This window comes from Frigoribacterium sp. VKM Ac-2836, assembly GCF_013248995.1.
Classification (GTDB): Bacteria; Actinomycetota; Actinomycetes; order Actinomycetales; family Microbacteriaceae; genus Frigoribacterium.
In genome coordinates, this window is record NZ_JABRPK010000001.1 from 206784 (window position 1) to 226138 (window position 19355).

At 73.0% G+C, this 19355-nt stretch carries 20 protein-coding genes; 8 read left to right on the forward strand and 12 right to left on the reverse strand.

What is annotated here, in order from left to right:
- Positions 1-26 precede the first annotated feature (26 nt).
- On the reverse strand, positions 27-1202 hold the full coding sequence (locus HRF36_RS00975; protein WP_173204929.1) for a hypothetical protein: 1176 nt from the start codon (positions 1200-1202) through the stop codon (positions 27-29).
- 109 nt (positions 1203-1311) lie between these two features.
- On the opposite strand from HRF36_RS00975, the gene HRF36_RS00980 reads away from it, so the two are divergent.
- The 3 genes from HRF36_RS00980 to HRF36_RS00990 all read left to right on the forward strand — a co-directional run bounded on the left by HRF36_RS00980 (position 1312) and on the right by HRF36_RS00990 (position 4003).
- Positions 1312-1752 (forward strand): MarR family winged helix-turn-helix transcriptional regulator, encoded by a 441-nt coding sequence (locus tag HRF36_RS00980; RefSeq protein WP_173204932.1) that lies wholly within the window; start codon positions 1312-1314, stop codon positions 1750-1752.
- A 330-nt stretch (positions 1753-2082) separates the two neighbouring features.
- A complete protein-coding gene (locus tag HRF36_RS16180) occupies positions 2083-3450 on the forward strand; it encodes a peptidoglycan DD-metalloendopeptidase family protein (RefSeq protein ID WP_173204935.1) in 1368 nt (455 codons plus the stop codon).
- 28 nt (positions 3451-3478) lie between these two features.
- The gene (locus HRF36_RS00990) at positions 3479-4003 is read left to right on the forward strand and encodes a GNAT family N-acetyltransferase (RefSeq protein ID WP_371739946.1); all 525 of its coding nucleotides are present in this window, start codon (positions 3479-3481) and stop codon (positions 4001-4003) included.
- A gap of 165 nt (positions 4004-4168) precedes the next feature.
- Here HRF36_RS00990 and HRF36_RS00995 read toward each other — a convergent pair whose 3' ends face one another.
- Positions 4169-4906 (reverse strand): trypsin-like serine protease, encoded by a 738-nt coding sequence (locus tag HRF36_RS00995; protein WP_173204938.1) that lies wholly within the window; start codon positions 4904-4906, stop codon positions 4169-4171.
- Positions 4907-5126: 220 nt separating this feature from the next.
- Here HRF36_RS00995 and HRF36_RS01000 point away from each other — a divergent pair, with 220 nt between their 5' ends.
- Positions 5127-5486: a hypothetical protein gene (locus HRF36_RS01000; RefSeq protein ID WP_056046678.1), complete on the forward strand. Its 360-nt coding sequence runs from the start codon at positions 5127-5129 to the stop codon at positions 5484-5486.
- 84 nt (positions 5487-5570) lie between these two features.
- Here HRF36_RS01000 and HRF36_RS01005 read toward each other — a convergent pair whose 3' ends face one another.
- The 4 genes from HRF36_RS01005 to HRF36_RS01020 all read right to left on the reverse strand — a co-directional run bounded on the left by HRF36_RS01005 (position 5571) and on the right by HRF36_RS01020 (position 9395).
- A complete protein-coding gene (locus tag HRF36_RS01005; protein ID WP_173204941.1) occupies positions 5571-6542 on the reverse strand; it encodes a hypothetical protein in 972 nt (323 codons plus the stop codon).
- 120 nt (positions 6543-6662) lie between these two features.
- On the reverse strand, positions 6663-7544 hold the full coding sequence (locus tag HRF36_RS01010) for a DNA/RNA non-specific endonuclease (protein ID WP_173204944.1): 882 nt from the start codon (positions 7542-7544) through the stop codon (positions 6663-6665).
- A gap of 93 nt (positions 7545-7637) precedes the next feature.
- Positions 7638-8312 carry a PadR family transcriptional regulator gene (locus HRF36_RS01015; protein ID WP_173204947.1) on the reverse strand — a complete coding sequence of 225 codons (675 nt, stop codon included), beginning with the start codon at positions 8310-8312 and terminating at the stop codon, positions 7638-7640.
- Positions 8313-8471: 159 nt separating this feature from the next.
- On the reverse strand, positions 8472-9395 hold the full coding sequence (locus tag HRF36_RS01020; RefSeq protein WP_173204950.1) for a CoA ester lyase: 924 nt from the start codon (positions 9393-9395) through the stop codon (positions 8472-8474).
- A 167-nt stretch (positions 9396-9562) separates the two neighbouring features.
- On the opposite strand from HRF36_RS01020, the gene HRF36_RS01025 reads away from it, so the two are divergent.
- The 3 genes from HRF36_RS01025 (at position 9563) to HRF36_RS01035 (ending at position 13350) form a co-directional block, all read left to right on the forward strand.
- On the forward strand, positions 9563-11032 hold the full coding sequence (locus HRF36_RS01025) for a CvpA family protein (protein ID WP_173204953.1): 1470 nt from the start codon (positions 9563-9565) through the stop codon (positions 11030-11032).
- Positions 11033-11147: 115 nt separating this feature from the next.
- A complete protein-coding gene (locus HRF36_RS01030; protein WP_173204956.1) occupies positions 11148-11864 on the forward strand; it encodes a hypothetical protein in 717 nt (238 codons plus the stop codon).
- A 205-nt stretch (positions 11865-12069) separates the two neighbouring features.
- Positions 12070-13350, forward strand: a complete 1281-nt coding sequence (locus HRF36_RS01035; RefSeq protein WP_173204958.1) for an Nramp family divalent metal transporter — start codon at positions 12070-12072, stop codon at positions 13348-13350.
- 37 nt (positions 13351-13387) lie between these two features.
- On the opposite strand, the gene HRF36_RS01040 is transcribed toward HRF36_RS01035, so the two are convergent.
- Both HRF36_RS01040 and HRF36_RS01045 read right to left on the reverse strand, forming a co-directional pair.
- Positions 13388-14497 (reverse strand): alpha/beta fold hydrolase, encoded by a 1110-nt coding sequence (locus HRF36_RS01040; RefSeq protein WP_173204961.1) that lies wholly within the window; start codon positions 14495-14497, stop codon positions 13388-13390.
- A gap of 112 nt (positions 14498-14609) precedes the next feature.
- The gene (locus HRF36_RS01045) at positions 14610-15146 is read right to left on the reverse strand and encodes a DUF1990 family protein (RefSeq protein WP_173204965.1); all 537 of its coding nucleotides are present in this window, start codon (positions 15144-15146) and stop codon (positions 14610-14612) included.
- Positions 15147-15194: 48 nt separating this feature from the next.
- Here HRF36_RS01045 and HRF36_RS01050 point away from each other — a divergent pair, with 48 nt between their 5' ends.
- Positions 15195-15824 (forward strand): alpha/beta hydrolase, encoded by a 630-nt coding sequence (locus HRF36_RS01050; RefSeq protein ID WP_173204982.1) that lies wholly within the window; start codon positions 15195-15197, stop codon positions 15822-15824.
- A 61-nt stretch (positions 15825-15885) separates the two neighbouring features.
- On the opposite strand, the gene HRF36_RS01055 is transcribed toward HRF36_RS01050, so the two are convergent.
- The 4 genes from HRF36_RS01055 to HRF36_RS01070 form a co-directional block, all read right to left on the reverse strand.
- Complete coding sequence (locus HRF36_RS01055; protein WP_173204985.1) at positions 15886-17172, reverse strand: M18 family aminopeptidase; 1287 nt, start codon at positions 17170-17172, stop codon at positions 15886-15888.
- Positions 17173-17286: 114 nt separating this feature from the next.
- On the reverse strand, positions 17287-17661 hold the full coding sequence (locus tag HRF36_RS01060) for a hypothetical protein (RefSeq protein WP_173204987.1): 375 nt from the start codon (positions 17659-17661) through the stop codon (positions 17287-17289).
- Positions 17662-17746: 85 nt separating this feature from the next.
- The gene (locus HRF36_RS16185; RefSeq protein WP_173204990.1) at positions 17747-18694 is read right to left on the reverse strand and encodes a DNA-3-methyladenine glycosylase 2 family protein; all 948 of its coding nucleotides are present in this window, start codon (positions 18692-18694) and stop codon (positions 17747-17749) included.
- Positions 18691-19347, reverse strand: a complete 657-nt coding sequence (locus HRF36_RS01070) for a DNA-3-methyladenine glycosylase I (RefSeq protein WP_371740041.1) — start codon at positions 19345-19347, stop codon at positions 18691-18693. The genes HRF36_RS16185 and HRF36_RS01070 overlap by 4 nt, the downstream gene beginning before the upstream one ends.
- Between the last annotated feature and the right edge of the window lie 8 nt (positions 19348-19355).

Below are 19355 nucleotides of genomic sequence, written 5' to 3' on the forward strand. Positions count from 1 at the left end.
CGCACGGGCCCGCGACGCCCGCCTGCTCAGGCGACGATGCCTTCCTCGTCCTCGCGGACGGCGACCCGCTCGTTCGCGAGACGGGTGTTCCGGATGCTCCAGAGGTGCGTCAGGCCTGCGAGGGCGAGCCCGGCGGCGAGCCAGAGCGAGAGCGTCAGAGCGGCCCGACCCCAGCCCTGGCCGGGGAAGTAGACGATCGACTGGGTCGCGTGCAGCCAGGCCGAACCGTTCCAGAAGGCACCGATCGCCGCGAAGAACGGCGGCACGAGCTGCGACGAGAAGACACCGCCCGAGCTGGTGAAGTTCAGCATGACGAAGAGCATGGTCAGGGCGGGCGTCGTCCAGTGCCGCAGCAGGGGGTGCAGGCCGATGCCGATCACGACGACGGCGGTCACGTACAACCAGCTGACGAGGGCCACGCCCCACAGGCCGGTCGTGACGATGCCGTAGACGGGGCCGACGACGACGGTGCCGATCGCCGCGATCACTGCTGCCGTGGCGACACCGGCGAGGAGGCGCGAGCCGAGACCCAGCCGAGCGCTCGCCGCCGAGATGGCCGCGGCGCTCGCGTACGCGCCGACGCTGAGGGCGACGAGCAGGAAGAACAGCCCCTGACCGGTCGGGTCGCCCGGGCCGCTCGGGACCACGTCGTCGACCTTCAGGGGCAGGCCGAGTCGGTAGGCGACGGGCCCGAAGACCTTCTGCAGCACGCTCGCGGTCGTGTCCGACGCGGCGGACGAGACGTAGAGGGTCGCGTCGGCCGTGCCCACCTCGAACGCACCCGCGATCTCGCGGTCGGTGACGAGAGCCCGAGCCGCGTCGGCGTCGGCCACGGTCCGGACGTCGAGGGCGTCGGGATCGGCGTCGTTGAGCTGCTGGGCGAAGACCTCGCTCTGGGCGGAACCGCCCACCACCGCGACCGGCACGTGGTGCGGGGTCGGGTGGCCGAAGGCGCCGAGGTAGGCGAGGGCCATGCCGGTGGCGAGGAAGAGCGGGATGAGCACGTGCAGTGCGAGGGAGCGCCAGGCCGCGGCGTCGGGGCGTGGGCGCCGCGCGGCCACCGGCCGGGCGTGCTGGTGGCCGCGGTGGAGGCGCGGGTCGGGCCGGTCGTCGCCGCCAGGGAGTGCGTCGTCCCGGAACGGGTGCTGATCGGGATGCGCGCCGTCGTCGGGGCGGTGCAGGGTCAGGTCGGTGGTCGTCACGGGGCTCCTCGTGGTCGGGGGCGCCGTTGCCCATCAGGTCATACAGTTGCATTATGCAACACAAACCACGTCCTCGGTGTTCCCGCCTGCCCGCCGTTAGGCTGGCCCCGTGACGGACCAGCGGGGGCAGCGAGGCATCGACACGGTCTACTCGGAACTCGAGACCGTGTCGCGGCGGGCCGTGGCCCGTGCCCGGCACAAGAGCGCTCCGTTGTCGTTCGTCGAGCACTCCCTCGTCACCTTCATCGCCTCGAACCCCGGTTGCCGCGCCACCGACATCGCGGCGGACTTCGGCCTCAACCGCTCGACCGTCTCGCGCCAGCTCGGCGGGCTCGTCGAGCTGGGCCTGGTCGAGTCCGGCGAGGGGGTCATGGCCGACGGGCGACGGGGCCAGGCCCTCACGCTGACCGCCCGTGGCCACGACCTGCTCGCCCGCTCGGTCGACGCCAACCGATCCGCTCTGGCCGATCGGCTCGAGGGGTGGACGGCGGGCGAGGTCGACGCCCTCGCCGCGGCGTTGCACCGCCTGAACTCGGCTTTCGTCGACTGACCTTCGAGGCGGTCCCGGGGGTGCCCCTCGTCGGCGGCCCGCGGCCCGGCCCGAGGTGATCAGGCGACACCCGTCGTCGTGGGCGACGCAGGCGGCCAGCCGTGCCTCCTCGCCATTCGGGGTACAGATCCTGTGACGGATGTGACTGAAGTCACGTCGTGCATCCTGGTGTGAACCCCTGACTGGGGACAAGCCGATCACGAGAAACCTTGAGGTGCGGGTTTACCCTTCCCGGTTCCGCCCGTAGGCTGATCGGGTCCCCCACCCCCGACGACCGTCGATCCGACGCGTCCTGAGGGCTCGGGACCGACCACAGATAGGTGCTCCTCCGTGACTTCGCCCGTGACCCCGCCCCGCCGTCAGGGCGTCGCCGCCGCCGTCTCGACGGTGCTGCTCACCCTCACGCTGGTCGTGTCGGGCACGATGCTGGGCGCCGCACCCGCGCAGGCCGCCTCGTACCCGTCGTGGGACGACGTCCAGGCCGCCCGGTCGAGCGAGTCGGCCAAGGCCGCCGAGGTCGGCCGCATCCAGGGGTTGCTCGACCAGCTCGCGAGCGACGCGTCCTCCGCCCAGGCCGAGGCCGAGCGTCTCGGTGCCGAGTTCGAGAAGGCCCAGGCCGACGCCGACGCCGGCGCCGCCAAGCTCGCCGAACTGCAGTCGCAGGCCGACGAGAAGGCCGCGGTGGCCGACGCGAGCGAGCAGCGCGCCGGTCAGGTCTCGGCCCAACTCGCCCGCACGGGTGGTGGCAACGTCTCGTCGCAGCTCGTGGGCGACACCGAGCAGGCCGACGACCTGTTGTACCGGCTGGGTGCGATGAGCAAGCTCACCGAACAGACCGACGGCATCCGTCAGCAGGCCGTGAACGACCGCAACGTCGCGCAGTCGCTGTCCGACCAGGCCAAGGTCGCCTCGGACGCTCTCGTCACGTTGCAGGGGGCCGCCCAGGTCTCGATGGACGAGGCGCAGGCCGCCTCCGACGCCGCCGCGGCTGCCGTCACCGCCCAGCAAGAGAACGAGTCGCGCCTCCAGGGCCAGCTCGCCGTGCTGCAAGATCAGAGCCTCCAGACCGAGGCCGACTACGCCACCGGCGTCGAGGTCGCACGTCAGGCCGAAGAGGCCCGCAAGGCCGCGGCGGCCGCCGAGGCCGCCCGTCAGGCCGAGGCCCTGCGTCAGCAGCGTGCGGCTGCGGCCGCGGCTGCCGCCGCTCGACCCGCGACGCCCGCCGCACCCGCGCCGGCCCCTGCGACCGGTGGCGGTTCGTCCGGCGGCGGCGGTGGCGGCTCGACCGGCTCGGGCTGGGTGCGTCCCAGCGCCGGCTACATGTCGAGCGGCTACGGCATGCGCGTCAACCCGGTGACCGGTGTCTACCGCATGCACGACGGCATCGACCTGGCCCCCGGCTGCAACAGCCCCATCTACGCCGCGACCTCGGGCACCGTGACCTTCGCGGGTCAGGCGAGCGGTTACGGCAACTACGTCCAGGTGAGCCACGGCGGTGGCGTCTCGACCGCGTACGGCCACATCGTCAACGGTGGCATCAAGGTGTCGCGGGGGCAGAGCGTCGTGGCGGGCCAGTTGATCGCGCTCGTCGGGTCGACCGGCAACTCGACCGGCTGCCACCTGCACTTCGAGACCCGCGTGGGTGGCGCCTCGACCAACCCCGTGCCGTTCATGGCCGCGCGAGGCGTGCGACTCTAGGCACCCGGCGAGGGGGCAGAATCGTCTGGTGACGAACACCGCTCCCTCCACCCTGCCCCCGCTGCACCTCGAACGCGTCGCCTTCGACGATCCTCGTGCCGTCGCCCTCCGTGACGCCATGGACGCCGAGATGACCGTCCGCTACCACCGTGACGTGGTCGAGCCCGTCGCCGTCGTCGAGGCGCGGAACGCCGCGCTCACCGTGCACCCGTCGAACGTGCTGGCCACCGTCCTGGTGGTCGCCGACGACGGTGTCGACGGTGGGACGGCCGTGGGCCATGCCCTCGTCCAGAGCCGCGACGGCGAATGGGAGGTCAAGCGTGTGATCGTCGCGGACGGTCAGCGTGGTCGAGGCATCGGCCGTCTGTTGATGGCCGAACTCGAGACGATCGCCCGCGAGGGTGGTGCACGTCGGCTCATCCTGCAGACGGGCGACCGCCAGCCCGACGCCGTCGCGCTCTACGAGAAGATCGGGTTCACGCGCATCCCGACCTACGAGCCCTACGTCACGACCATCCCGCAGTCCATCTGCTTCGAGAAGCCGGTCGTCTGACGGCCGCAGGCCGACGCCCGTCGAGGAGGCGCGGGTCGCCACGACGACGGAGGCGCGCCCCGGTCACGTGACCGGGGCGCGCCTCCTGCGCTCTCGGGGCGGGCGTGTCCGTGCGAGCCGGGCGTCCGCGGTCGCCCCTCGTCGACGGACCCGCCCGCCCACGGATCAGAGGCCGGCCGTCGAGCGGATCCAGCTCGCGCTCTGCGAGAGCACGGCGTAGTTCGAGCCGGCCCGGGTGTTTGCGCCGGGGTCGGCCTCGTCACCGGTCGAGCAGACGGCCACGATCTGGCCGGCCACGATCAGGGGGCCACCTGAGTCACCGTGGTTCGCCGCGCCGGTGGTGCCGTTCAGGTGCTGGGCGACCCCGCCGTAGGCGTCGGTGCTGCGGCCGGTGAGGCCGACCGTCGCCTGGTAGAGGCCGTCGGACTGCACCGAGTTCGCGCGCAGGCCGTAGCCCATGATCGTGCCGCTGCCCGACGAGGTCGCCTGGAACCCGAGGTTTAGCGACGGGTAGCTGCCGAGCGCTTTCGACTGGCCGAGATGCACGAGCGCGATGTCTCCCGACGGGGCCGCGGCGACGCGGTCGACCGCGATCGCGGTGCCCGGGTTCGTCGTGCTGTTCGAGTGGTAGACCTGCATCGAGGTGACGCCGTCGATGCAGTGGCGGGCCGTCAACACCCAGCTGGCGTTGATCTGCTCACCGGTGCAGGCGTAGCTCGCGGTGCCCCCGGTCTGGAAGACCAGCTGCACGGCCCAGGGCGTCGTGGGTGCCTTCTGGCCGCCGACGATGTCCGTGGACCGGATGGTGTCGTCGGGGCCGGCGGCGATGGCCGAGGTCGAGACCCCGAGCGATCCGACGGCGAGGGCCGCGGCGGTCAGGGCTGCGGCGACGAACTTCTTCATGTGGTTCCCCTTGGTTCGTGTGGTGCGTGTCGGGTGGTGCTGGCCGGGCGGTCCGGTGATCGCCCGACCCGGGGGCCGGGCACGTGCCGCCCGGGTCGAGCCTCCGCCTGGCCCTCGTTCGGGGGCAAGTCGGCACTGTGGCCGACTTGACGCCGAACGTTGCACGTGACGACCGAGGCGCCGCTCGCCGCGCGTGCGGGCGGGCAGGTAGCGTGTGCGGGTGATCACGCGACGAGACGCCGCCCTGCGGCTGGACATCCCGCTCGAGATGGCGAAGCGCCACGGCCTCCCGCCGAAGATGACGGTCGACGAGCTGGTCGCGATCGAACGGACGCCGCCGGCCTGGCTCGTGCAGTCCCGCGCCAACCGAACCGGCAAGCCGGTCTGGGTCGAACTCGAATGCGTCGTCTGCGGGTACCACGAGGCGGCCCGCCCCAAGAAGTGGTGGCCCGAGTACACCTACCTCAGCTGCGACGACCACGGTGCGGACGAGCTGCCCGAGCCCGAGCCGGGCGTGGTCCGGGCCGAGGTCGACGGCGTCGGCACCCGGTTCGTCGCCATCGTCGACGTCGCCCCCTGACTCTCGGCACGGGCCCCGGTCGCGACGTGGGCGGCTCCGCGTCGGCAGGTCCGGTGACCGATCAGGAGGCGCGGCGCCGGTCGGTCAGACCGTGTACTGCACCGAGACGGGCGGCTCGAGCCCGGCGAGCAGGTGCACGTACGCCTGTCGGGCGTCCTCGACGAGCAATTGACGTTGGATGTGCTGGTCGTGCCAGTCGACGAGGTCCTCGGGCGTGACGTCGTCGACGTCGTCGGCCACGAGGTAGCTGAACGCGTAGGCGCTCCCGCCCTCGTCGAGGGTGCGACGGTAGCCGAGGGTCTGGTGGCTCGTGGCGTCGACGAAGACCTCCCAGCCGGGGTCGCTCGGGTCCGGCAGGGTGACGTCGACCACGGGGTGAGCGGCCCCGACGGCGGGGGAGGCCAGCCTCGTCCCGAGGGTGGCCGAGCTCGTGGTGGTGGCCGCCGGGCCGGCCGTCGCGAGACCCGCGGCAAGGGTGTCTCCCGTCCCGGGCGAGTTCGGATCGGCAGCGGGTGTCGGCGGATGCGAGGCCCGGGCCACCGACGCCGCGTCGGCCAGAGACGACTCGGGTGAACTCGTGTCGATGCCCCGCACGACGTCGTGGTCGACCCGGGTGACGGCTCGTCCGATGGCGCCCTCGAAGAGCTGCAATCGTCGGGCCGTCGCGCGCAACCAGCTCTCGAGGGCGTCGCGTTCGGCGGCGGTGAAGGGCTCGGGGTCGAAGGAGTGCACGGCGAAGGAGGCCGCCTCGACCGACCATTCCCAGTCGAGCACGATGCGGAGCAGAGCCGACCGGCGTGGCATCAGCGCGAGCGTCCCGCGCCGCAGACCGGGTGTGAAGTGCAACTCGGGCTCGTCGAGGAGGTGCCGCACCCGGGCGGCCGCCCCGGTCGAGGTGGTCGGCACGAGGAAGGCCACCCGGACCTCGCGCCAGGGTGCTGCCCGGACCGGAGGGGCGTCCTCGTCGCGGAGGATCGTCAGGCTGCGCGGCATCTCGGGAGGCAGGGATGCGGGGGCGTCTGCGGGGTCGACGGGGTCTGGGTCGTTCGAAGCCATGGCCCGAGCATGGTGGCACGACTCGATGCGAGCGGGCTGGACGGGGCATCGCCCCGGGCCGGCGGGTTCGTCCCGCCGGTCACGGGCCTGACCGGATCGCTCGGCGGGCCCGACCGGTCGTCAGAACGACAGCTGGTCGACGGACGTGAGCGGAACCCAGCCCTCGCGGATGCCGTCCGGCGGTTCGATCGTGGGCACCGGTCGCAGGGTGTCGGCCTCGGCGAGTTGGGCGAGGTCGAAGCCGGTCAGCGTCGCGATGTCGCGGACGGGCACCTGGTAGGTGCGGTACGGGCCGAGGGGCGGCGGATCGCCCTGCTCGTGCGCCCGGGCGAACGCCGCCTCGAGGTCGACGCCGTCGAGCTCGGGGGACTGGTCGAGCAGATACGCCGCCGTGCGCAGCGAGCCGCCGTCGGACGTCGTCCACGCGACGATCTTGAAGAACCGCCGCGGAAGACGGATTCCGCGGTAGGGCGCGTCGTCGTCGAGCAGCACGGGGGCCGTGAAGACCGTCAGCCTCTGCCGATGCGTGGAGGCGTAGCGCAGCACCTGGTCTTCGAGACCCAGCCAGAGCTCTTTCGACTGGTTGAACTCGGCCGCCTGCGGGGCGGCGTTGGTGAAGCAGAACGTGTCGACGTTCGCCGCCGCGGCCACCGCCCGGTCGCCCCAGACCGGGTCGCGACGACGCACGAGGTGCCCTCGGTCGAGGTCGTTCGACGCGTAGACCTCGGGCCCGGTCTGCTCGTCCTCTGGCACGCGATCGTCGAGATGCCAGTCGTCACCTCGGCCCAGGTCGAGAAGCGACGAGCCGTCGACGTTGACCGCCGTCAGGGCGGCCAACCGCCGGGCGGGGTCGAGCAGCACGGTGAAATGGACGTAGGGCAACTCGCGCACGGTGGTGTGAACCGCCGGCAGGGGCAGGTCGACCGTGAGGAACGTCGGATCGTACCCCGCCCGGTCGAGGTCGGCGGCGGTCGCGGTGGTGGGGTCGTCTGCGGTGCTCATGGGCGCCTCCGGCGGGTCGTCGTGCTCGTGGGCCCATCATGCCCACGACGCCCGACATCGGGTCCGGACGGCGCCCCCGCCCCACCCGAGGAGTCAGTCCGCCAGGATCGCGTAGAGCGCTCGCCGGGTCTCGTCGAGCTTGGCGGTGGCGGCGGCCCGCTGGGCCTCGCTGCCGTCGTGGTGGAACTGCTTGACGACGCCCATCAGCTTCATCAGGCTGGTCTGGAACTCGCGGTCGGTGTCGCTCGCGTCGTCGGCCGTGGCGGCCCAGGCCTTCTCGATCTCGTCGGCCTGCTCGGCGACGTAGGCACGGCCCGCCTCGGTCAGCGTGAAGACGCTCGTGGTGGCGGATTCGTCGGACGAGATCAGCTCTTCGTCGACGAGCTGCTGCAGCGTCGGGTAGACCGAGCCGGGGCTGGGCTTCCAGGCACCGTCGGTCCGCTCGGCGATCGCCTTGATCAGGCCGTAGCCGTTCGACGGGGCGTCGGACAGCAGCGAGAGGATGGCGAGCCGCACGTCACCGCGTCGGGCTCGGCCGCGTCCACCGCGGCCCGGACCGAAGCCGCCGGGGCCGAAACCCGGGCCGCCGGGGCCGAAACCGGGGCCGAAGCCACCGAAGCCGGGGCCAGGGCGGAAGCCTCGGCCGAACGGGCGGCCGAAGCGACCGTGACCCTCGCCACGGCCGAAGAGGTCGCGTCGGGAGTCGGTGGAGTCGTGGTGCTGGCGACGGGGGTCGCCGTGGTTCTCGGGGGTGAAGTCGGTACCCATGGGGTACTCCTTTCGGGTCAGGAAGATACAGGATCGAGACGTTCTGTCGCGATGCGTCAAAGATATGTCGCTGACTATCTTCTGTCAACGCTGCAAAAAGAATCGGGCAAAAAAAAGGAGGCGCATCCCGGCTGGGATGCGCCTCCTTCGGTCTGCCGGTCAGCTCGCGGGCTGCACGCCGAACGCCGACGCGAGCTTCTCGATCTTCTGGGCCCTGCCCAGGCGGGGCAGGTCGCTGCCGTCGCGGATGACGCGGCCACGACTCTCGAAGTCGGCGAGGAAGTCCTGGGCCCAGGCGACGTCCGACGGCGTGGGGCTGATGACCTCGTTGATGACGGGCAGCTGCTCGACGTCGAGGCAGAGCTTGCCGGTCAGGCCGAGGGCGACGGCGACGCCCGACTGCTCGCGCAGGACGGGGTGACTGCTGCCCACCGTCGGACCGTCGATCGGGCCGGGCAGCCCGCCGATGCGGCTGGCCACGACGAGCCGCGAGCGGGGGTAGGCCATGGCCAGGTCGTCGGCGCTCGTGCCGGTGTCGCGGCGATAGTCGCCGCTGCCGAACGCCAGACGGAAGGCCCCTCGGGCCTTGGCGATGGCCGGGCTCTCTTCGATGCCGAGGGCCGACTCGACGAGCGCGAGCACCGGCACCGCGCCTCCCAGTCGGTCGAAGGTCTCGGTGACGTGCTCGGGCGCCTCGGTCTTGGCGAGCATGACGCCGTGCAGTCCGGGCAGGCCCATCAGGGCGTCGACGTCGTCGGACCAGAAGTCGGTCGAGCGGTCGTTGATGCGCACCCAGGCTTCTCCGCCGCCCGTGAGCCAGGCGACGACGTCGTCGCGCGCGGCGGGCTTCCGGGCCGGGTCGACCGCGTCCTCGATGTCGAGGACGATCTGGTCGGCACGCGACGCCTGCGCGGAGTCGAAGCGATCGGGCGCGGTGCCCGGGACGAGCAGCCACGACCGGGCGATGTCGGGTTTCGGGCGCGTCCGGCCTGCCGTCGAGGCCCGGCGGGTCGTCGCCGTGGGGTCGGCCGCGGCGGCGTCGGGCGCGGTCGGGTCGGAGGGGGTCTGGCTGGTGTCGGTCATGACGTCGTCGTCCTTCGTCGCTCGGCGGTCCCGTCCACGCTACCGGCTCGCCCGGGCCCACGAGTCCCTCGGATGAGGGCGGGGGCTCCCGGCCTGCGGTGCCGTTCGGGCGTAACGTTCAGGAGGATCACAGATCCAGGGACCGACCCCACCGACAGGAGTGAGCCATGACCGACGCGAACGATCCGCGGCGCGACCGCCCCGACCACGAGGGACGCGATCCCCAGCACGGCGACGACACGAACGACGCCCCGCGGTCCGACGAGACCGGTGAGACCGGCGAGCGGACCGAGGTGCCCTACGGCTCCGAGGTGCCGACCCAGCAGCCCCCCGCCGTCGACTTCGGCGGCGACGCCCCGACGCAGCAGCAGCCCGCCGTCGACTTCGGTTCGGACGCCCCGACGCACCAGGGCCCGATCGCCGACGCTGAGGACCGCCCGGTCGTGGCCGAGACCCACGTGACGTCCGCCCCGTCCGACGAGGAGGCGCTGCCCGAGTCCGTGCCCGCCGAGTACGTCCCCGGCGACACGGCATCCGAACGAGCCGCCGATGCCGATGCGTCGACCGACGCCGACCGTCGCGACACCGAGGTCCTCTCCGAGTCCGACCGCGACGCGGCCTCGGCCGGCCGTCCCACCGAGGCCGTCCCCATGGTCGCGCCGACCGAGCCCGCCCAGCGGGCCTGGTCCGCCTCGACCGACGGCACCCGACGTCCCCTGCACGACGACGAGGCCCTGCGCGCGGCCGAGGCCGCTCGCGCCGGCGACCCCGCCACCGGTGACCGGGGTGACGACACGGCCACCGCGGCGTCCGCGACCGCGGCGACCGGCGCCTCCTCGTCCTCGCACGACGGGTGGGTCGACGACCGCTCGGACGCCGAACGCGACGCCGCCGACCGTGCGGCGGCCGACCGTCAGCCGTCCTTCGGCCGGGACACCCCCACCGCCGTCGCCCCCACCGCGGCAGCAGCAGCAGGAGGCGCGGCTGCGGGGTCCGCCGCCGGTCGCGACACCGGCTCCCACGCCTACCCCCTGATCAAGGACTCGGGCATCGACCACGTGTCGGTGCGCCGCGAGCTGCTGGCCCAGCAGAAAGAGGAGTTCGGGGGCATCCGTTTCGGTGCCGGCCTGCTCGGCTGGTTCGCCGCGACGGGGTTCGGTCTCGTCATGATCACGATCTTCGGCGGCGTCCTCGCGGCCTGGGGCGGGGTCGCATCGGGTTCCACGGCCATGGACGACCTGCGCGGCTTCACGACCGACAACGCCGACGTCCTCGCGCTGACCTCGGGCATCGTGGTGCTCGCGATCATCTTCTTCGGGTACCTCATCGGCGGCTACACGGCGTCGCGCATCGCCCGCTTCAGCGGCTTCAAGCAGGGGCTCGCGACCTGGCTCTGGGGTCTCGTCATCACCATCGTCCTGGCGATCGTCGTGGGCGTCGTCGGCACGCAGACGGGTGACTCGTCGTCACCGAATCCGTTCGTGCCCTCGATGGGCGACCTGCAGTCGTCGTCCGTGGCCGGGCTGATCGGCCTCGGGCTCGTGGTCGTGTTGAGCTTCGGCGGGGCCGTCCTCGGCGGCCTGTTGGGCCAGCGCTACCACCGCAAGGTCGACCGCTTCTTCTCCGAAGAGGAATGACCGCCGAGAGGGGGCGTCCCGGCCCGGACGCCCCCTCTCGTCCTCGTCCCATCCGACGCCGCCCGGGCGTCGAACACCGATCAACCCCACCGGGCAGCACAGACAAGGACCACTCATGCGCACACCCCTCCGTTCTCCGCTCGGCCGAGGCGTCCTCGGCGCCGTCGCGACCGGAGCCCTCGTGTTCTCGCTCGCGGCCTGCGCCTCGACCTCGGACTCCGAGAGCAACAACACGGCTCCCACCCACCCCGTGAACCAGACCCGCGAACCGGGCCCGGGCGAGAGCCTCCTGCCCGAGGCGACGATCCCGGACCTGTCGAACGGTGTCGACACCCAGGTCGCCGTCGACGCCTCCTTCGTCGACGCCCTCACCAGCCTCGGCCTGACCCCGGGTGTGGTCGGCACCGCGACCTTCACCGACGGCACGTTCTCGTTCCCGATCACCGGCGGCAACGTCGACTACTTCGGTCCCGACAGCGAGATCCGTCCCTACGTGCAGGGAGAGATCGACCACGAGGGTTCCGGCCTGTCGCTGACCGCGGGTGACACCGTCGTCGAGCTGAGCGACTTCCGCATCGACCCGGGTGAGTCGAAGCTCTACGGCACCGTGACGGCGAACGGCCAGGTCGTGGCCGAGGACGCGTACCTGTTCACCCTTTGGGGCGGCACCCTCAAGCCCCTCGAGATCGTCGACGGCAACGCCGTGCTCGAGGGCACCACGGTGCACGTCAGCCCCGACGCGGCCGAGCTGCTGAACGAGACGTTCGGGACGGACGCCGTCCAGGACGAGATGCTCGTCGGCGTCGCGAAGATCACCGCCGCCACGGAGTAGTACCCGCCCACCCGGCCATCGCCGGGCTGACACCGTCTGCGCGACCTGATCCGGTACCTACCGGATCACGCCCGAACCCCGTTTCGAGTCATGCGCCCACTTTCTTGCGGGTTCATGGTTCGAGACGGGGTTCTTCGTGCGACGACGGGTTTCATAACGCCGACACCTTGATTTCGGGTTGCCGAAACATTGCTAGGGTCGAGGCATGAGCTCGACCGACAGCCGCCGCGCCGACGCCTCGCGTCCCCGCGACGGCAGCCCTCCGCCGCTCACGCATGTCCGCCCCCGGGGCACCTTGCTCGGCCCGGCGTTCGTCGCCGCGATCGCGTACGTCGACCCGGGCAACGTCGCCGCGAACCTCACCGCGGGCGCCTCGTACCAGTACACGCTGCTCTGGGTGCTCGTGCTGGCCAACGCCATCGCCGTGCTGGTGCAGTACCTGTCGGCGAAGCTCGGCATCGTCACGGGGCGGTCGCTGCCCGAGGTCATGGGCACGCGCCTCCGTCGTCGGCCCGTCCGGCTGGCGTACTGGGGGCAGGCCGAGCTGGTGGCCGCGGCGACCGACGTCGCCGAGATCATCGGCGGTGCCCTCGCCCTGCAGTTGCTGTTCGGCGTACCGCTCGTCCTGGGTGGGCTGATCACCGGGCTCGTCTCGCTCGGGCTGCTGATGCTGACCCGGTACCGCGGCGGTCGGGTCTTCCAGACCGTGGTGATCGCCCTGCTCGCCGTCCTCACCCTCGGCTTCTGCGCGGGCCTGCTCTTCGCACCGCCCTCGGCCGGCGGCATGCTCGCCGGTCTCGTGCCCCGCTTCGAGGACAGCACGGCCGTACTGCTCGCCGCCTCGATGCTCGGTGCGACGGTCATGCCGCACGCGGTCTATCTGCACTCCGCGCTCACCCGCGACCACCACGGCGCCGTCGCCGAGGGGGCGGACCGAGCGCGCGTGCTCACGGCGACCAGATGGGACGTCGTCCTGGCGTTGCTCGTCGCCGGCGGCGTGAACATCGCCATGCTGGTGCTCGCGGCCTCGACCCTCACCGGCCAGGACGGCACCGACACGATCCCCGGGGCCCAGCAGGCCATCGCCGCGGCGCTCGGGCCGGTGATCGGCGTTCTGTTCGCCGTCGGCCTGCTCGCGTCGGGACTCGCGTCGACGTCGATCGGGGCGATGGCGGGGGCCGAGATCATGAAGGGACTGCTCCACGTGCAGGTGCCGCTCATGGTGCGGCGGGTGGTGACGCTGATCCCGGCCCTCGTGTTGCTCGCGACGGGCATCAGCCCGACCTGGTTGCTCGTCCTCAGCCAGGTGGTCCTGAGCTTCGGGATCGCCTTCGCCCTCGTCCCGCTCGTCGTCGCGACGAGTGACCGGGCGCTGATGGGCACGGGCGTCAACGCGGTCGCGACGCGAGTCGCCGGCTGGGCGGCCGTGGTGGTCGTCGTCGCACTCAACCTCGTGTTGATCGGGTTGACCGTCTCCGGGCTCTGAGGGCGCGTGGTCGGCCCGACCCGCGTCTGCTGATCGATCAGCGGGGCGTGACGTCCGTGGTGGGTTCGATGTGCGGGCCGTCATCGGGGTCCTCGCCGGCTGCGGCCTTCTCGGCCTGACGGCGGTCGAACGCCGCCTGCATCGACTCGGCGTGATCGGTCTTGGCCCTCGCGAGGGCCTCGTCGTCACCGCGCATGGCCGCCACGGTCGACCGAAGGCGGGCTCCGACGGCCTCGGCGACGTTCGCCGGGCTGGGGCTGAAGTCGTCGCTCTCGTCGCCGTCGCCCGCGTCGACGTAGTGGTGCAGCTCGTCGCCCTCGTCGTGGCGGATCGGCTGCTGGGCGTGCTCGACGCAGAGCTTGGCGACCTCTTCGGCGTGGGCGTGCATGACCGAGTGGGCGGCGCCGGGCATCTCCCACAGGCGGGACGAGGGCAGCAGCTCGCCGACGCGGCGCACCCACTCCCGCGGGGCGACGGCGTCGTGCTCGCCGCGGATGACCAGGGTGTCGGCGGTGATGTGCGGCAGGTGCTGCTCGATCGGGTACGTCATCATCTTGGGAAGGATGCGCGAGAACCAGCGCACGCCGCAGAGGACATAGGCGCTCAGGGCCAAGAACTTGACGCGACCGGGCTCGTGCCATGCCGCGCGGGCGAATCGCACGGCCTGCGCCACCACGTGGCGGTGGGCCGGGTCGATCACGGGCCCGATGAGCACGACCGTCGACAGGTCGGGCCGTCGCGCGGCGAGGTCCACGACGATCTGCGTGCCCATCGAGTGCCCGACGACGACGGGGTCGACGAGCGCGAGCTCGGCGATCGCCGCACCGACCAGGTCGGCGTACTCGCGGATGGTGAGAGCGTGCCCCGGGTGCGGCACTCCGGCGAAACCCGGCAGGTCGAGGGCGTGGACCGGACCGAACTCGTTGAGGTTCGGCGCGAGCCGCTCGAAGTAGTCGGACGAGACGCCGATGCCCGGCACGAGCACGAACGGCCGCTCGCCGGTGTCGCCGATCGTGTTGATCCGGACGGAGAGATCGCCCCGCTCGACGCGGCGGACGGTCACGTTCGTGTCGACGCCGCCCGACCGGGAGGAGTCGCGTGCGGCCGCGCGGCGGGCGGAACCGCCATGGCGACGTCGAGGGGTCATCGGATCAGTGTGCCACGGTGGACTCGGGGCCAGCGCGGTGGCGTCACGCCCACGACGGGCCCCGGCGGGCCGGCGGATCGGCGGCCGGACGGGCCTGGTCCGTGCCTCGCGATCAGACGGAGGCCACGACGCCGTCGAGCGCGCGCAGGTTGCGCCGCAGGATCAGTGACAGGGCGAGCCCCGAGGCCGGGCCGGCGGCCCGCATCCACCAGGCCGCAGGGCGCCAGACGACGTGGATGTCGAGCGTGACGCGATCGTCGTCGTGACGGTGCACCCGGTAGCTCTCCCACCCGCGCTGGGGGTGGCCGACCAGGGCGGCGTGGCCGAAGCCGATCTCGGTGTCGGTGCGGACGACGGTGAACACCCGGCACGCGACGGCCGGGTGCAGGGGGCCGAGGGTGACGCCCCAGACGCTCGTCGCGCCGACGGTCACCCGCTCGGGCACGTCGAGCGGCACGAAGCCCGAGCCGTGATGAACGTGCCAGCGCAGCACAGCGTCACCCGCGGCGTCGAAGGCGTCCCGGCCGTGGCCGATCACCCGGCTGCGGGCCGTGACGTGGAACCCGGAGGGTGGTGGGCCGTCGAGGGTCGGCTCACCGTCGAAGCCGTACCCGTCGCCGAAGCGGGCGCGGGGCGGATGTGACGTCATGGGTCGACCCTGTCACGTCGTGGCACCCCGGCAGAGCATGATCGGACGGTGACCGACCCGACGGCCTCGAAGCCGACTCCTCTCCCGACCCCGCCCACGGCGTACCTGATCCTGCACGGGTGGCAGAACCACCGTCCCGAGGGCCACTGGCAGCGCTGGCTCACGGACGAGCTCGGGGCCCGCGGGCACGTGGTGCACTACCCGCAGCTGCCCGAGGCCGACGAGCCCACCCCCGCCGCCTGGGAGGCCGCGGTGCGACACGAGCTCGACGCCCTCCCCGGGGACCTGCCGCTGACGGTCCTGTGCCACAGCCTCGCGTGCGTGCTCTGGCTGAGGTTGCAAGCCGGCGACGCGCCTCCGCGGGCCGACCGGGTCGCGCTCGTCGCGCCTCCGTCGCCCGAGCTGCTCGCCGGGCAGCCGATCCACGCGTTCGTGGCCGGCGACCTGTTCGACGGGCGTCGGCTGTCGCCCGGCGGGTCCGCCGAGGCGGTCGTCGTCGCCGGGGACGACGACGAGTGGCTGCCGCTCGGCCCGGTCGACACCTGGGAGGCGCGGGTCGACGCCCCGGTCGTCGTCCTGCCCCGAGGCGGTCACCTCACCCCCGACTCGGGCTACGGCGAGTGGCCGGCCGTGCTGGCCTGGGCGCTCGGGGTGCCCGCGGCGGAGGCGTTCGGCTGATCCCGGCCCCCGGCCCCCGGCCCCCGGTCCACCGGCCCGGGGGCGAGCCGGCGCGTGGCGCCTACGCGTCCGGTGCGAGGAAGGCGGCGGCGGCGCGAGACAGGAACGCCGGGTCGTCGGCGCCGCAGAGTTCGCGAGCCGAGTGCATGCCGAGCAGCGGGATGCCGACGTCGATCGTGCGGATGCCCAGGCGCGTCGCCGTGATCGGCCCGATGGTCGAGCCGCAGGGCACCGAGTTGTTCGAGACGAACTCCTGGAACGGCACGCCGGCCTGCTCGCAGGCCCGCGACCACTCGGCCGCTCCGAGCCCGTCGGTGGCGTAGCGCTGGTTGGCGTTGATCTTGAGCAGCGGCCCGCGGTTCACGACCGGCTGGTTGACCGGGTCGTGCCGCTCGGGGTAGTTCGGGTGCACGGCGTGTCCGGCGTCCGCGCTGAGGCACCACGAACCGGCCAGGGCCCGGCGGTGCTCGGTGCTCGTGGCGCCGAGACCGGCCGAGACCCGCGCGAGCACGTCCTCGAGCAGCGGACCCGCGGCACCCGACGGCGTGGCCGAGCCGACCTCTTCGTGGTCGAACGCCGCGAACACGGCGACGTGGTCGAGCTCGACGCCCGAGGTCGCGGTCTCGATCAGCGCGACGAGACCCGCGTGGGTCGACGAGAGGTTGTCCATGCGTCCGGCGGCGAAGAGTTCGCCGCGCAGTCCGAGGACCGCAGGAGGCGCGGTGTCGGCCACCATCACGTCGTAACCGGTCACGTCGGCTCCGGTCAGCCCCGCCAACCCGGCGAGGTGGCCGAGGACGTCGGCCTCGTCGAGCGGCCCCGCCCCGATCACGGGGTTCAGGTGGCGCTGGGGGTCGAGCTTGAGGCCGTCGGCGTTCACGCCACGGTCGAGGTGGACGGCGAGCTGCGGGAAGCGCAGCAGCGGCCCGGTGCGCACGAGGTGCGTCTCGCCGCTGCGGGTGACCAGTCGACCGGCGAACTCGAGGTCGCGGTCGAGCCACGAGTTGAACAACGGGCCGCCGTAGACCTCGACGCCGGCCTGCAGCCAGCCGCGGGTGCCGGTCGTCGGCTTGGGCTTCAGCTTGAAGCCGGGGGAGTCGGTGTGCGCTCCGACGACCCGGAACGGCGTCGTGGCCGTCGCCGTGGCCGGTTCGATCCACGCGATGACCGCCCCGTCGCGCACGACGTAGCGGCGGCCCGGGCCCGCGGGCCACTCGGCGGTCTCGTCGAGGGCCGTGAACCCGGCGTCGTCGAGCCGACGGGCGGCCTCGGCCGCGGCGTGGAAGGACGAGGGCGAGGCCTCGATGAAGCGGGCGAAGTCGTCGAGGTGGGGGCGCGTGTCAGTCATCCCCACCAGCATGCACCACCCGAGGGCGGGCCCGACTTCCGCCGAGATGTCACGACGTGCCGCTCAGCTTCGAACGTGAGCGGCACGTCGTGACATCTCGACGCGCACAGCAGCTCAGCGGCCGCCGCTGCCGCCCCGGTTCGCGCCGATGTCGCCACGGTGGGCGTTCGCCTCGGGGTCGGCCGAGTGCCTGTCTTCGTCGTCGAGGGTCAGGGCGGCGTCCTGCTCGCCCGAGACGCCCCCGGGGCTCACGGCGACGTACCCGTCCTCGCCCGAGTGGCTGCCGCCGAGCGGTTGCGTGACGTCGCCGTCGGGCGTCGCCTCGCCCGACCCCGCGGGCTCGCCCTGCGTGTCGGTCGGGCCCGACCCGTGGGTCGCCCGGTGCGTCTCGATCGCGGCGGCCTCGACGGCCGCCTGGTCGAGCGCGTCGCCGTGCCCGAGCTCGTCCTCGGGGTCGTGCGCGTCGGGGTTCGTGCGGGCGTCGCTCATCGGGGGTCCTCTCGTGGTGGACCTCCGACGCTAGGCGCACCGCGCCTCCTCGTCCGGTCGGCGTCGGCGGGACGCCCCGGGCGCGTCAGGGCGCCGTCGGCAGCACCGCGGCCCAGAGGTGGAACAGGGCGTAGGCGCGCCAGGGCGACCACGCCGCTCCGGCGGCCGCGGCCTGCTTCGTCGTCAGGCCGCCCAGCACGCGCCGCAGCACGAGGTCGCCCGCGGGCCAGGCGTCGCGGTCGCCGAGGGCACGCACCGCGAGGTACTCGACCGTCCACGGGCCGATGCCGGGCACGGCGAGCAGGCGTCGACGCGCGTCGGCGTGGTCGACCTCGGGCGCGATCACGAGCCCGTCGGCGACGACCTCGGCCAGGGCGTGGATCGTCCGCGCCCGACTGTTCGTCACCCCCACCGCGGCCCGCAGCTCGTCGACGTCGGCGGCCGCCAGGCGCTCGGCACGGGGGAACCGCGTGAGGCCCGTCCCCGCGACCGGATCGCCGTAGGCCGCCACGAGTCGCCCGGTGAACGTGCGCGCCGCGGCGAGCGAGACCTGCTGCCCGAGCACGGTCATCACGGCCGTCTCGAACCCGTCGGGGTTGCCCGTCACGCGGATGCCCGGACGCGCCGCGACGAGGGGCCCGAGCACCGGGTCGTCGGCGAAGCCCCGCTCGACGTCGTCGAGGTCGGTGTCGAGGTCGAGCCACGTCCGCACGACGCGTCGGGCCTCGTCGACCGTCGCCTCCGTCGGCAGCACGCCGTCGGCTCCGGTCACCGTCACGTCGACGCCGGGCGACGCGAACGATAGGTCGAGACGGTAGGAGGCGCGCGCAACCCCCGTGCCCAGCTCGACCAGCCGCGCGTGCGTGGCCGCGGCGACGTCGGTGGCTTCGGCTCCCGGCACGCTGTGCGCGGCCAGCAACCCCACGGCGTGGAGGTGGTCCCAGGTGCCGGCAGGCTCGACGACGAAGCGCGCGGCCGCCCCGTCGGATGCCGCCCCCTCGGGTGCTGCCGCGTCGGGCGGGGCCTCCGTCACGACCCGGCCGCCCGGCCGTCGCCGGCCGCCACGGGCCGACCGTCGTCGCCCCACACCCCCGACGACCCGCGCCGGTGGCTGTCGACGAGGTGCGTGTCGACGATGCCCGCGGCCTCCATCAGGGCGTGCATGGTGGTCGGCCCCACGAAGGTGAACCCCTTCGCCTTGAGAGCCTTCGAGAGCGCGAGCGACTCGGGTGACGTGGTCGGCACCTCGGCCATCGTGCGTGGACGGGGTGTCTCGGCCGGCCGGAACGACCAGACGAAGTCCACGAGCCCGCCGTCGGCGCGCAGGTCGAGCGTCGCCCGCGCGTTGCGGATCGTCGCGTCGACCTTGAGCCGGTTGCGGACGATGCCCGCGTCGGCCATCAGGCGCTCCCGGTCGGCGTCGTCGAAGCGGGCGACCGCCTCGGGGTCGAAGTCGGCGAAGGCGGTGCGGAACGCGGGCCGCTTGCGCAGGATCGTCGCCCACGACAGCCCCGATTGGAACGCCTCGAGGCTCAGCCGCTCGAACAGGCCCCGCTCGTCGCGGACCGGCAGGCCCCACTCGGTGTCGTAGTAGTCGCGCAGCAGCGGATCGGTCGACGCCCAGACCGGCCGCGCCAGCCCGTCGTCACCCACCACGACGCCCGTGCCGGCCGGGCCCGACGGCACGGCGCTCG

Excerpts from the sequence above, each read along its gene's own strand:
- HRF36_RS01055 (WP_173204985.1), bottom strand. The coding sequence starts at position 17,172 with ATGACTGACACGCGCCCCCACCTCGACGACTTCGCCCGCTTCATCGAG.
- HRF36_RS01030 (WP_173204956.1), top strand. The coding sequence starts at position 11,148 with ATGCGCACACCCCTCCGTTCTCCGCTCGGCCGAGGCGTCCTCGGCGCC.
- HRF36_RS01045 (WP_173204965.1), bottom strand. The coding sequence starts at position 15,146 with ATGACGTCACATCCGCCCCGCGCCCGCTTCGGCGACGGGTACGGCTTC.
- HRF36_RS00995 (WP_173204938.1), bottom strand. The coding sequence starts at position 4,906 with ATGAAGAAGTTCGTCGCCGCAGCCCTGACCGCCGCGGCCCTCGCCGTC.
- HRF36_RS01005 (WP_173204941.1), bottom strand. The coding sequence starts at position 6,542 with ATGGCTTCGAACGACCCAGACCCCGTCGACCCCGCAGACGCCCCCGCA.
- HRF36_RS01035 (WP_173204958.1), top strand. The coding sequence starts at position 12,070 with ATGAGCTCGACCGACAGCCGCCGCGCCGACGCCTCGCGTCCCCGCGAC.
- HRF36_RS01010 (WP_173204944.1), bottom strand. The coding sequence starts at position 7,544 with ATGAGCACCGCAGACGACCCCACCACCGCGACCGCCGCCGACCTCGAC.
- HRF36_RS01060 (WP_173204987.1), bottom strand. The coding sequence starts at position 17,661 with ATGAGCGACGCCCGCACGAACCCCGACGCGCACGACCCCGAGGACGAG.
- HRF36_RS01040 (WP_173204961.1), bottom strand. The coding sequence starts at position 14,497 with ATGACCCCTCGACGTCGCCATGGCGGTTCCGCCCGCCGCGCGGCCGCA.
- HRF36_RS01015 (WP_173204947.1), bottom strand. The coding sequence starts at position 8,312 with ATGGGTACCGACTTCACCCCCGAGAACCACGGCGACCCCCGTCGCCAG.
- HRF36_RS01025 (WP_173204953.1), top strand. The coding sequence starts at position 9,563 with ATGACCGACGCGAACGATCCGCGGCGCGACCGCCCCGACCACGAGGGA.
- HRF36_RS01020 (WP_173204950.1), bottom strand. The coding sequence starts at position 9,395 with ATGACCGACACCAGCCAGACCCCCTCCGACCCGACCGCGCCCGACGCC.